Annotated in this window: 10 protein-coding genes; 9 read left to right on the top strand and 1 reads right to left on the bottom strand. The window is 38.5% G+C overall.

Annotation, left to right across the window (positions count from 1 at the left end; genetic code table 11):
* Positions 1–265: 265 nt before the first annotated feature.
* Positions 266–544, top strand: coding sequence for a CD3324 family protein (locus tag NYE61_RS04720; RefSeq protein WP_095307422.1), 279 nt, complete (start codon positions 266–268; stop codon positions 542–544).
* Positions 545–977: 433 nt separating this feature from the next.
* The gene (locus NYE61_RS04715) at positions 978–1,127 is read left to right on the top strand and encodes a hypothetical protein (protein WP_158586301.1); all 150 of its coding nucleotides are present in this window, start codon (positions 978–980) and stop codon (positions 1,125–1,127) included.
* Between the two features lie 156 nt (positions 1,128–1,283).
* On the opposite strand, the gene NYE61_RS04710 is transcribed toward NYE61_RS04715, so the two are convergent.
* A complete protein-coding gene (locus NYE61_RS04710) occupies positions 1,284–2,651 on the bottom strand; it encodes a sigma 54-interacting transcriptional regulator (protein ID WP_095307421.1) in 1,368 nt (455 codons plus the stop codon).
* Positions 2,652–2,913: 262 nt separating this feature from the next.
* Between NYE61_RS04710 and pruA the strand changes: the two genes are divergently transcribed.
* The 7 genes from pruA (at position 2,914) to NYE61_RS04675 (ending at position 13,483) form a co-directional block, all read left to right on the top strand.
* A complete protein-coding gene (gene pruA / locus NYE61_RS04705) occupies positions 2,914–4,461 on the top strand; it encodes an L-glutamate gamma-semialdehyde dehydrogenase (RefSeq protein WP_303450161.1) in 1,548 nt (515 codons plus the stop codon).
* A gap of 95 nt (positions 4,462–4,556) precedes the next feature.
* Positions 4,557–5,564, top strand: coding sequence for a proline dehydrogenase family protein (locus NYE61_RS04700; protein WP_251659987.1), 1,008 nt, complete (start codon positions 4,557–4,559; stop codon positions 5,562–5,564).
* Between the two features lie 182 nt (positions 5,565–5,746).
* Positions 5,747–7,228 carry a sodium/proline symporter PutP gene (gene putP, locus NYE61_RS04695; protein ID WP_095307418.1) on the top strand — a complete coding sequence of 494 codons (1,482 nt, stop codon included), beginning with the start codon at positions 5,747–5,749 and terminating at the stop codon, positions 7,226–7,228.
* A 154-nt stretch (positions 7,229–7,382) separates the two neighbouring features.
* Positions 7,383–8,774, top strand: a complete 1,392-nt coding sequence (locus tag NYE61_RS04690; protein WP_118890292.1) for an NAD-dependent succinate-semialdehyde dehydrogenase — start codon at positions 7,383–7,385, stop codon at positions 8,772–8,774.
* Between the two features lie 236 nt (positions 8,775–9,010).
* Positions 9,011–9,976: a bile acid:sodium symporter family protein gene (locus tag NYE61_RS04685; protein ID WP_095307416.1), complete on the top strand. Its 966-nt coding sequence runs from the start codon at positions 9,011–9,013 to the stop codon at positions 9,974–9,976.
* 261 nt (positions 9,977–10,237) lie between these two features.
* The gene (locus tag NYE61_RS04680) at positions 10,238–11,287 is read left to right on the top strand and encodes an aromatic acid exporter family protein (protein WP_251659991.1); all 1,050 of its coding nucleotides are present in this window, start codon (positions 10,238–10,240) and stop codon (positions 11,285–11,287) included.
* A gap of 231 nt (positions 11,288–11,518) precedes the next feature.
* Positions 11,519–13,483 (top strand): methyl-accepting chemotaxis protein, encoded by a 1,965-nt coding sequence (locus tag NYE61_RS04675; protein WP_339316948.1) that lies wholly within the window; start codon positions 11,519–11,521, stop codon positions 13,481–13,483.
* Positions 13,484–13,511 lie beyond the last annotated feature (28 nt).

Here is a 13,511-nt window from a genome sequence, read left to right as displayed (position 1 = left end):
GGAGGCTGATTATATTGATTACAAATGCAGAGGTGATTTCCGCATAGCGGGAATCTCTACCTGGGGCCGTGTCTTGCGGCCCCATTTATTTGGAGTTTTCATTCAGAAAATTAGCATCTTTCCATAATCGGAAAGATCGTTTATACTTTTCAGTAGAGTAGTATGTTATTATAAATAAAATTCAAGGAAAGGAGTAGGTGTGAGATGAGCATCATACAATTCGATTTTGATATAGATGTACAGGTTAACAAGGAGGACGTAAATCGTGCAATACAAAAATGCAAAAGAGGTCCTTCCCCCTAGTTTGCTGAAAGAAATGCAGAAATATATTCAGGGTGACTTGATTTATATCCCAAAAGCAAAAAGTGAGCGGGCAGGCTGGGGAGAAGTGAGTGGATCGCGAGCGTTAATCGCAAAACGGAATGAAGAAATTTTCCAATTATACAATAATGGAAAAACATTGGAAGAATTAGAACGGAAGTTTCATTTGTCAATTGACAGCATTCGAAAAATCATTTATAAAGTGCGGAATAATCATGATTGAGTGCTTATCATATATGTTATAAAAGCGTGAAGCTGCTAAATGGAGCTTCACGCTTTTTCGGGTTCAAATAATTTAGCGCCGGTTGAAGAGTTGTATAAAACGATTATAATTATTTTTTCACTTGTTTGTACAGCCCTATCCATGCGTTAATAAGTATGTAGCAATTGATTTTTAAGAAAGGAGGTAACAGGGATGTTAACTAAATTAAATGAGGTGGCTCTCGTATAATTGAGACCCTAAACAAATGATTTTACTCTACCGTAAGAAGCTTTCTCTGCCAGGTTATATAGAACATATTTTCAGACCTAAGATGTAGAGGTTCTGAAGCTACGGTAGGAAATAATTGTTACCGAATTTCAGGCCCTGAGCCGACGACCAGAAGTCTTCCCAGTTGTATGATGAAATAGAATCAACAATAAGGGAGGAAGCAATCGTGCAAATGGACATTGCTATTTATAAAAGTATTGCGTATGACCGAATGGAAAAAATAAAAAATGAAACCTATGGGAATCGAACATTTAATAAAAGTTATCAAATAGATTGGAAAATGAGCATTGCGATGCTATTGAACGTATTTGGATAATAGTGGGAAGACTGGTTAACAGTGAACGGAAGAGAAATTCGATATTGAGAAATAATACGCCGGAATAAAGAAAATGCCACAATGAGTGAATAAACACGCTGTGGCATTTTTGTAATTTACGATAAAATGAAGTCTGTTTTATAGATCCCTAATCCTTTAAATCCCATATTTTTTTATTTTATTATACAGTGTCATACGGGATATACCCAATTTCTTCGCGGTAAGCGCTTTGTTTCCATTCGTTTGCCTCAGCATTTCTTCAATACGTTGCCTTTCCATCGCTGCTTTTTCTTGCGGCAGTAAATGGCTCGTCACTAATTCTTTACGGTTTTGTTGAATTGTAGGATTAGGAAAGTAATCTAATATATCCTGTTTTGTAATAAATGGTTTTTCGGAAAGAATTATAATGCGTTCCATAAAGTTTCGAAGTTCACGAACATTTCCTGGCCAGTCGTATTCGAGTAAAATGTGAATTGCGTCCTGTTCAATTTCTGGGGTCGGAACTTGATGCTGGATAGCGAATTGTTTAAGAAATAATTGCGTCAGCTCAGGGATATCATCAATCCGCTCTCGGAGCGGGGGCATGGTCAGTTGAATGACGTTTAATCGGTAAAATAAATCTGATCTGAATTCCTTTTCTTCCATAAGCACTCCTAGATTTTGATTTGTTGCTGCGACAAATCGTACATCTACTTTCCTGCCGGTAGAATCGCCAATTCGATAAATCCGGTTTTCCTGAAGCACCCGAAGCAGCTTAACTTGCATTTCTAATGGGAGCTCTCCAACCTCATCGAGAAACAAAGTCCCACCATGTGCCATTTCAATTTTTCCTGCTTTTCCATTCTTCTCTGCACCTGTAAATGATCCACCTTCATAGCCTAATAGCTCACTTTCAAATAATGCACTTGGGATAGCTCCGCAGTTCACTGGAACAAAGGGTCCACTCTTTCGATCGCTTGCTTCGTGAATGGCTCTTGCGCATATTTCTTTTCCGGTTCCACTTTCGCCAAGAATGAGTGTTGTGGCATTTGTTTTTGCAGCTTTTCTAGCAATTTGAATCGTCTGTTGAAGGGAAAAGCTCCTTCCTTTTAATTTTGAAAATGGTGTTTCCTCATGGTTCATATTCACTCTCTGCCTAAGTTCATTTAGCTCTGCAGCTGTTGTTTCCAAATTGTTATTTAACTTTACAATTTGCGTGATATCTCTTTCAATGGACGCAGCGCCCACTAACTCCTGCTTTTCATTATATATTGGAGCAGCGTTTATTACGACATGCTTATCTTTACGCGGCTGATGATACGTGTTTTTAACTGGTTCCTGTGATGCAAGCACCTGTAACACAATTAAATCATCACTGTGAAAAAAGTTGGTAATTGGTTGGTGAAGGATAGCGGATTGTTCAATATTATACGTTTGAACAGCAGCAGCATTCCAAAAATGAACTTGTTGATCGGTATCAATAATTGTAATTGCATCATCTTCTAAAGAAAGAATTGTATTAAGGTAGAACTTTTCATGAGCCATCAAATCACTCCATACAATTTCTAGTGTAAAGAATATTGTATATATTTTTTACACTTATGTAAACAGAGTGTACAACGATGCCTGGCCATTTTTATACATGTTTGAACATAAACAATAAAAAAAACCTTATCACTGTAAGCGTTTTCGTTGAAAAGGTAAAAAAAATAAAAAGTTGGCATGAAATTTGCTTGTTCATTGATGAGGCAGGAAATAAAACTATTATTCTAGCTGAATTCTTATTAATTTTAAGGAGGTATATTCAATGGTTTTGCCATTTAAACACGAGCCATTTACAGATTTTAAAGATGATCAAAATCGTCAACAGTTTCAAGAAGCACTTGAGCAGGTTAAGGGTGAGTTAGGAAAAGAATATCCACTCGTAATTGATGGAGAGAAAATATTTACAGAAGATAAGCTTGTTTCAATAAATCCTGGCAATAAAGAACAAATTATCGGGAAAGTGTCAAAAGCAACGAAGAATCATGTTGAGCAGGCTATGGAGAGTGCACAGCGTGCCTTTAAAACTTGGAAAACATGGTCAGTACAGGAGCGAGCCGATCTATTATTCCGAGCAGCAGCAATTGTACGCAGACGCAAGCATGAATTCTCCGCATGGCTAGTTCTCGATGCTGGAAAGCCCTGGGATCAGGCTGATGGAGATACTGCTGAAGGAATCGACTTCTTAGAATATTATGGTCGTCAAATGATTGAGCTAGGAAAAGGAAAGCCGTTAGCAGATCGTCCAAATGAGCATAACGCGTATTTTTACCAACCAATGGGACCTGGTGTTGTTATCCCACCATGGAACTTTGCTTTTGCGATTGTATGCGGGACCGTGGCAGCACCGATTGTAGCTGGAAATCCAGTGCTGTTAAAGCCATCGGAAAACACGCCAGTTATTGCTTATAAACTAGTCGAAGTGTTAGAGGAAGCTGGTTTGCCAAGAGGAGTATTGAACTTTGTACCAGGAGATCCAGCAGAAATTGGTGACTACCTTGTAGACCATAAAGAAACACATTTTATTAACTTTACTGGATCTCGTGCAACTGGAACAAGAATTTATGAACGTGCCGCCAAAGTACAGGAAAGACAACAATTTCTAAAGCGTGTCATTGCTGAGATGGGTGGAAAAGACACAATTATTGTGGATAAAGATGCGGATTTAGATTTGGCTGCGGATGCGATTGTTAACTCTGCATTTGGTTTCTCTGGACAGAAATGTTCTGCTTGCTCGAGAGCTGTAATTCACCAAGATGTGTATGATGAAGTACTTGAAAAATCGATTGCTCTTACGAAGAAGCTGTCGGTTGGAAACCCAACTGAAGAAAATGTCTATATGGGTGCCGTCGTGAATCAAAAGCAGTTTGATAAAATTAAAGATTACATTGAAATTGGAAAAGCAGAGGGCGAGCTTGCGTATGGTGGCAAAACCGATGACTCCACTGGTTTCTTTATTCATCCAACGATTTTCAAAGATGTAGATCCAAGCGCTAGAATCATGCAGGAAGAAATTTTCGGACCGATTGTAGCCTTTGCCAAAGCTCAAGATTTTGATGAAATGCTGGAAATCGCGAACAACACAGAATATGGCTTAACTGGTGCAGTTATTTCAAATAACCGTGAGCATTTAAACCGAGCACGTTATGATTTCCATGTTGGAAATCTTTATTTCAATCGTGGCTGTACAGCTGCCATTGTTGGATACCAGCCATTTGGCGGTTTTAAGATGTCAGGCACTGATTCCAAAGCAGGTGGACCAGATTACTTGCAGCATTTTCTAGAAGCTAAAATTGTATCAGAAACATTTTAATGGATGGTTTTGCGGCAGGTGAAAGGCTTGCCGCAAAACTAACGTTCAGGCTAGGGCTTAACTTAGAACAAGTAACTTTTAAAGGAGCGGCAGCTATGGGAAATCTAACAAGAGATTTTTTTATTAGTTTATCAAACAATAAAATTTTAAATGCAAATGCAAAAAAATGGGGATTTCGGCTTGGGGCAGAAAAGTTTGTTGCAGGAATCGATATTGATAGTGTAGTAGAGACAGTAAAAGAAATAAATGCTCATGGAATATCCTGTACATTAGATAATTTAGGGGAATTCGTGTATGAGATAGAAGAAGCGGCTTTTGCTAAAGCTGAAATTTTAAGTGTGTTAGATAAAATTCACGAAGAAAATTTAGATTGTCATGTTTCCTTGAAATTAACCCAGATCGGTCTTGATATTGACCGGGAATTCTGCATAAAGAACATGGTTGAGATTTTGGAGAAAGCTGGATCCTATAATATTTTTATCAATATCGATATGGAAAAATATATACATTATGAAAAGACACTCGAGATTCTAGAAGTATTACGACAAAAATTTGATAATATCGGAACCGTAATACAGACGTATTTATATCGAGCAGAGGACGATCTAAAACAGCTTCAGGATGTTCGCATTCGTATGGTGAAAGGTGCATACAAAGAAAGCGAAGCGGTAGCTTTTCAATCAAAGGAAGATATTGATGCCAATTTTGTTAAGCTTGCGAAGGGGCGCTTACTAGGTGATGCTTTTACTTCAATTGCTACGCATGACCATCAAATCATCAATGAAATGAAAGCGTTTGTAAAGGAGAATAATATACGTAAGGATAAGTTTGAGTTTCAAATGCTTTATGGATTTCGTACAGAAATGCATAGTGAGCTGAGGCAAGAAGGCTATAAATTTTGCACATATATTCCTTTTGGGACGGATTGGTTCGGCTATTTCATGCGCCGCTTAGCAGAGCGACCGCAAAATCTGAATCTCGTAATGAAGGATGTCTTTTATACGAAAGAAAATAAACTGAAAAAATCACCAATTATTACTGGGGCAGCAGCTTTCTCGTTGTTTGTATTATGGAGAAAGAAGCGAAATAAAAAGCTAGTATAGCAGAAAGATTTGATGCAAGTACGAGCAAAACTTTTTACTTGCATACCAATTTAACTCTATGTTTTTTTATTAAAAATTGGTTTTATCCACGTTTTTATGCGATAATTCTAAAAAACTAATTCAGTTAAACCGCGTTATAAAAATTTTAAAATTGAAAAATGCTCAATCAAAGGGGGAATTACATGTCAGATTATACATATCAGCTACTTGCAATTATCCTTTATTTAATTGCAATGATAGCCATTGGCTTGTATGCATACAAGCGAACAACGAACTTAGATGATTACATGCTTGGAGGAAGAAATCTAAATGCGACGGTGTCGGCACTTAGTGCTGGAGCTTCAGATATGTCACAATGGCTATTGATGGGACTTCCTGGTGCTATTTATCTTTCAGGGCTTGTAGAAGGTTGGATAGCAATTGGGCTGCTTCTTGGTGCTTGGTTAAACTGGATTTTTGTTGCACCACGACTTCGCGTTTATACACAAGTATCAAATAATTCGATTACCATTCCGAGCTTTTTTGATAATCGGTTGAAAGATAACTCAAAAGTATTACGAATCGTATCTGGTATTATAATTTTAGTTTATTTTACATTTTACGTTTCGTCAGGGATGGTAGCAGGTGGAGTTTTCTTTGAAAGCTCATTTGGTTATAACTATCATACGGGTCTACTTGTTGTTGCAGGTGTAACCATTGTCTATACATTTATTGGTGGCTTCCTTGCGGTTAGCTTTACGGATGTGGTACAAGGGACGATGATGTTTCTTGCACTTGTCCTTGTCCCGATTTTCGGTGTTTTTCTAACTGGTGGGATTGGCGATACGATAAGTACAATTCAAGAATTTGATCCAACACTGCTTAGCTTCTTTGCAACAGCAACAGCTACTGGAGTCATCTCCTCCTTAGCGTGGGGATTAGGTTATTTTGGACAGCCACATATTATTGTAAGATTTATGGCGATTCAATCGGTAAAGGAAACGAAAAAAGCAAGGAGAATCGGAATTGGCTGGATGTTTCTTTCTTTAGTTGGTGCAGCAGCTACTGCTCTAGTGGGTGTTGCATATTTTCAGCAAAATCCTGATATTACATTAACAAACCATGAAGCAGTTTTTATCCAATTAGGTCAAATTATTTTCCATCCATTTATTGCCGGAATCATGCTTGCAGCTGTATTGGCAGCGATTATGAGTACGGTGTCCTCACAATTAATCGTAACCTCCTCGGCATTGGTTGAAGATATTTATAAGGCTGTATTTAAATCAGATGCAAGTGATAAGCAGCTTGTGAATCTTGGAAGGTTGGCTGTATTATTTGTTTCGGCCATTGCCATGATTTTTGCTTGGCAGCAAAACGATACGATTCTTGATCTTGTATCCTTTGCCTGGGCAGGCTTTGGGGCTTCCTTTGGACCAATTATTCTTCTAACACTATATTGGAGAAAAATTACAGGAATCGGTGCGATGTGGGGTATGATTGTTGGTGCGGTTACCGTATTTGTTTGGGGAACTTCCAAACTTTCCAAATACCTATATGAAATTGTACCAGGCTTTTTATTATGTTTACTAGTTGCGGTCGTTGTCAGTCTACTGACATATAAGCGAAATGAAGCGGTAGAGCATGAATTCAATGAAACACTTGAAATTATTAAAAGAGAAAAATAGGAATGATTATGAACGAACGAGTCTTGCTATTGGCAGGGCTCGTTTTACATATGTCCATCAAAAGGATACTTGATTTCTACTAAAATGTTTCATAGATTTAAAAGTAGGTAATAGTATGGAATAGAGGACAAATAATATGTAGGAGGAATGCAAGATGTCAGAAACAAAAGCAATGATTGATGTTGTTAATCCTGCGAACGGTGAAAAGATTGAATCCATCCCACGTGCTGGTAAGGAAGAAGCAACTGCAGCAGTAGACCGTGCTTATAAAGCATTCCAGGAGTGGTCGGAGAGAACGGCAGAAGAGCGTAGTGAGCTGTTAATGAAATGGCATCACTTGATTCAGGAAGAAGTGGAAGATATTGCGAAGACAATGACGCTGGAGCAAGGAAAACCACTTGAAGAAGCAAAGGGTGAAGTTACGTATGCCAATAACTTCATTTCTTGGTATGCTGAGGAAGGAAAACGCGTTTATGGGGAAACAATCCCAGCTTCGGCCCGTAATAAACGGATCATGGTACATAAGCAGCCAGTAGGAGTAATTGCTGCCATTACACCATGGAATTTCCCTGCGGCAATGATTACTAGAAAAGTAGCCCCCGCTCTGGCTGCAGGCTGCACAGCGGTTGTGAAGCCTGCGAGTGCAACCCCGCTAACAGCAATAAAACTTGGGAATTTAGCGCAAAAAGCTGGGATACCAGAGGGGGTTCTAGAAATTCTACCTGGAGATTCAGGTGAAATTAGTGACGCTTGGATGGAGGATACACGTGTACGCAAGGTTTCGTTTACGGGATCTACCGAGGTTGGAAAGGTTCTGATGCGTAAATCGGCTGACACGGTGAAAAAGATATCCTTGGAATTAGGTGGACATGCACCACTAATTGTCATGAATGATGCGGATCTTGATAAAGCGGCAGAAGGGGCAGTACGTTCGAAATTCCGAAATGCAGGGCAAACCTGTGTTTGCAGTAACCGAATTTATGTGCATGAGGACGTTGTAGATGCATTTACGGATAAATTTAAGCAAAAAGTTAGCCAGCTAAAGGTTGGCAATGGCATGGATGAAGGGGTAGATATTGGCCCATTAATTGACAAAGATGCATATGAAAAAGTTAATCAACATTTAAAGGATGCGCTTGATCAAGGTGCTGAACTTATTCACGGAGGGGAATCCTATCAGGAATCAGATGGATATTTTGTTGAACCAACTGTACTGAAAGGGGTAACCGAAGAGATGCTGTGTATGAATGAGGAAACATTCGGACCGTTGGCACCGATATCAACATTTACGACAGAATCGGAAGTGATTGATCGCGCTAACAACACGCCATATGGGCTAGCTGCTTACCTATTCACAGAAAGTATATCAAAAGCAGTCCGTATAGGAGAAAAGCTGGAATATGGAATTGTTGGAATTAACGATGGCATGCCTTCTACTGTACAAGCTCCGTTTGGGGGATTCAAGGAAAGCGGACTCGGTCGCGAAGGTGGTCACCATGGTATGGAAGAATATTTAGAAGTGAAGTATTTTTCAATTGGTATCTAATTAAAAAAACCAGACCTGTAGGAGCAGCGTTCTCTTGCAGGTTTTTCCTTATTAAAATTGAATGCAATGTATAGTTGGCAAGCCGTCCATTGTTAAATTAAAATGAATACGCTTTATTTTAAATTAACAGAAAATAGCTATCTTTCTATATAGAATTATGATAGAATCTTCATTTAACGAATCATTTACACGAAAAACGTTCAATACATAATTAGGAACGCAGGAGGAACAGCTAGATGAAGACATTAGGAAAAATCAGTAATTTTGCAACAAGTACATTCGCACTTTGGGTCATTATTTTCGCAATATTTAGTTATTTATATCCTGCTGGCTTTGCGTGGATTGCTCCACGTATCCCACTCCTCTTAGGAATTATCATGTTCGGGATGGGATTAACATTATCCGTAAATGATTTTAAAGGCATTTTTAAACAACCGAAAAGTGTACTTATTGGAGTGGTGGCACAATATACCATTATGCCGTTATTAGCATTTGGTTTAGCACATCTTTTCCAATTGCCGCCAGAGGTTGCAGTTGGTGTCATTCTTGTTGGATGTTGTCCTGGGGGAACAGCATCGAATGTTATGACATTTATGGCGAAAGGTAATACGGCATTATCGGTTACAGTTACTTCTGTTTCAACTTTGCTTGCACCGATTATGACACCCTCACTTACATTTTTACTAGCAAGTCAATGGCTTCCAGTATCGTTTGGTGATATGTTTATGTCGATTGTACAGGTCGTATTATTGCCGATTGTGCTAGGAGTAATCGTTCGTCTTTTATTTAGTAAACAAGTAGATAAAAGTGTCTCAGTTTTGCCATTAGTTTCAGTTATTGGTATTGTTGCAGTGGCTGCTGCTGTTGTCGCGGTAAACAAAGGCTCGATTGCTGAGACAGGACTGTTAATATTTGCTGTTGTAGTCTTGCATAATTGTTTGGGTCTCCTTGTGGGCTATGTTATTGCGAAGTTGTTTAAGTTGAATTTTAAAGATCAGAAAGCTGTTTCAATCGAAGTTGGAATGCAAAATTCAGGACTTGGCGCCGCATTGGCACTGACGCATTTTGCACCAATCGCTGCAGTACCAAGTGCAATTTTTAGTGTATGGCACAATATTTCTGGTCCTATTTTAGCAACATGGTGGGGAAAGCGAAGCATCGAACAATCGAATAAATCGGAACAAACGAAGGAAGCTGGTTAAATTAAGTACTTCGTATAAAGTCATTCCTGTTTGCATAAGTAAGATTATACCGTTTGCTCGAACCTCTCATAACTGATGTTACGAGAAGTTGATTCATCTACACAACTGAAGTCGCGAATATTCGCTACTAATGATAAAAGGCTTGTAAGCAATTAATTTTCATAACAATCTTTCGTAATAAAGTTGTAAAAAAATTGCCGAAAACCTAATAGTGACAGTTATAGATGAAAAGGGTATACTACTGCTAGAGAGGTGCAAAGAATGGAATTTAATATTGGGCCCCGTATGGTAAAAACCGGCCTTGCGGTGGCTTTGACATTACTCGTTACCGGTTTAATTGGATTAGAGTTGGAGCTTGTAGCAGCAATTGCGGCTGTACTAGCGATGCAGCCATCTATCATGCGTTCGTTCAAGTATATTAAAGAAGTAGTTATTTCAAACAGCGTGGGAGTGGCGTTTGCTTTAGCTGGATTGGTATTGCTTGGTAATCATCCAATCTCTGTTGCCGCAGTTGTTATTATTTCAATTGCGATTAACATACGGCTCGGTTTGAATAAGACGGTTAGTTTAACAGTGCTGACTATTGTAACAATTATGCTAGTCAGTGACGCTGGAATTAACTTCATTTACATTATTGAACGTTTATCACTTGTTGCAATTGGTGTACTATCCGCATTTATCGTTAATGTGCTTGTATATCCACCAGACCATCAGAAAATCTTGTTTTCGATGATAAAAAATGCAAGTGAGAAAACGAATTTCCTTCTCCGGGTTATTCCGAATCAAACAATGAGCGTTCCGCAAATGAAGGATGAAGATAAAGAATTAGAGAAGATGATCCAGCGTACACGAGATTATTATGAAATTATTTCCGATGAACGAAATAGCTTGTTCATTAAGAAGCGTCCGGATTTCTTACGAACAATTATTCTTTATAAGCATATGATTAAAGTTTTACGAAAAAAACATACATTGATTCAGCACCTGGAGAATAATTTTAAAAATATCGAAAATATATCGAGTGCTAAATTTCACTTAATCAAAAAGTTGGTTATTGAAATTAATGCTTACAGCGAAAATGTTTTATTAATGTATGAAGATAAGGTTATTTTGGATAAGGATTTGCAAAAAGAAACGAAAGTAGCAATGCAGGTTACCATTAACAATATCATTGATGCCCTGCAAGGATCTGACTTTGAAAAGTGGACGTACGTTTTTCCAATTGCGAATAGTATTATTGAGTTATTTTATGAGCTTGATAAATTAGAGCGTCTGGTTCGAATTAATCAACAAAGACGAAATAAGAGCTAGGGCTTTGATTCAATTTTTTTATATGAATCGAAATGGGATGTGAAAAAAGGCTGTGACCAAAATAAAATGGTCATAGCCTTTTTGGTTTTTACTGTTTCTAATTATATGTTTTTATGAAATGAATTAAAACAACCATTCCGCTTCAATTTTTTGTTTGTTTACCGATACTATAATGGGTGCAATATTCTAAAAGAGGTTGAGAGGGAGCATTGAATGAGAAAGTTTTTAAGGATGGACAGTTTAAAAAAGAAACTATTAACGATATTTTTGGTATTAACGATTGTACCGATGTGGATAACCATAACGGTCATCTGGATAACAACGAACAGTGGGTTCAATGATTTGATTGATGACCAGCAGCAAACGATGGAGCATATTATTCAATCAGAATTTGATAACATTGCAGAAGAGCTCCAAAAAATAACGGAAATCTATTCACAAGATTTGGAGTTCGTACAAGCTTACCATCAACGAGACCGTGAAACATTAGTAGATCTTGTAAATGACATTTATTCACGACTGTTTTCAGAGCATGGGATTGACAAAATTGAGTATGGCGATACAGATGGAATTGTATTTCTAAGGGGTCATGAACCGACTCAGTATGGGGATGACAAAAGTAATTTGGAAGCAATTCAATATGCGTTGGATGGCGAGTCTATTTCTGGTTTTGAATTTGGGACATCTGGACTTTCGGTAAGAGCCTTTGTTCCGATCTCTTATCAGCAGGAAATTATCGGAACGTTGCAGATGGGTGTCGATGATCATTTTCTAGAAGCATTACAAGAAAAACTAAAGGGCGTTAACATTAATTTGTATAATACGGAAGGTACAATTGTGGAATCCTCTGAAGAAGAAAATATTGAAAGAACGATGAGCGATGCTTCTATTCTAGCTAATGTGATGAATGGTCAAAAGGTTTCACACCATAATGAGGAAACATTGGATTCCTATTTACCAATGCTTAGTCCAACAGGAAATGAAATAATTGGTGTCATTGGCATCTCACAAGATATATCTACAATTGGTGCGACAAACAGTCAGCTTTCCTGGATTAGTGTAATCATGGTTGTCGGCTTTATTATTATCGCTCTATTTGTATCAATTCGCTTCAGCAGAACGATAGCGAATCCGATACGGAGAATCTCAGAGCTTATGCTAGAGTTATCGAAAGGCAATTTACGAATAGCCATTAAAGATAATCAGCAAGAAGATGAAGTTGGACAATTAACACGTGCAATGCAAACCATGCGTGACAATTTGCATGCTACTTTATCAAAGGTAGCTGAAGCATCAGAAAATGTTTCGGCAAAGAGCGAAGAAATGACACAATCATCGCAGGAGGTAAGAACTGGCTCCGAGCAAATTGCAATTACTATGCAGGAAATTGCTGAAGGTACTGAAAAACAAGCAAATAGCGCAAGTGAGCTTGCAAGTGCGATGGGAAGTTTTGCTTCCAGTGTCCAAGAAACGAATCAACAAGGAGAACAAATTCGAACTGTTTCCCTCGATATAATAGACATGACAGAGGAGGGCATGCAATTGATGGCATCCTCGGATTCTCAAATGGTGAAAATCGATACCATTGTCCAAGAAGCGGTTACAAAGATGGAAACGTTGGATAAACAATCGCAGGAAATCACAAAGCTTGTCGAAGTGATTCAAGATATTGCCAGTCAGACCAATTTACTTGCTTTAAATGCTGCGATTGAAGCGGCAAGAGCAGGAGAATCAGGAAAAGGATTTGCCGTTGTAGCTGATGAGGTGAGAAAGCTGGCTGAGCAAGTATCAGAGTCGGTTTCTGATATCACCGGTTTTGCAACGAACATACAACGCGAATCCAGCGATGTTGCAAATGCGTTAATGACGGGATATCAAGAGGTTGAAGCTGGAACAGCGCAAATTAAGTCAACAGGAGAAACATTCCATAAAATCAGCGCTTCTGTAACGGATATGGCTGAAAATATTCAAGCAACAGCAGAAAACTTGTCTGCAGTAGTCGCAAGCAGTCAGGAGATGAATGCTTCAATCGAAGAGATTGCTTCTGTTTCAGAAGAAGCAGCTGCAGGAGTTGAAGAAGCCGCAGCAACCTCGGAGCAATCAAGCAGTTCGATGGATGAAATTGCTGCAGGATCATCCCAGCTTGCTAACCTAGCAGAAGAATTGAATGGGCTTGTACAGAAATTTAAATTATAAGTCTGTGGCTTCAAGGTGTTGTTTTGAG

The sequence above is a fragment of the Oceanobacillus sp. FSL W7-1304 genome, from assembly GCF_037969805.1.
In the GTDB taxonomy this organism is placed as follows: domain Bacteria; phylum Bacillota; class Bacilli; order Bacillales; family Amphibacillaceae; genus Oceanobacillus; species Oceanobacillus profundus.
This window is presented reverse-complemented; position numbering and strand designations above follow the sequence as displayed.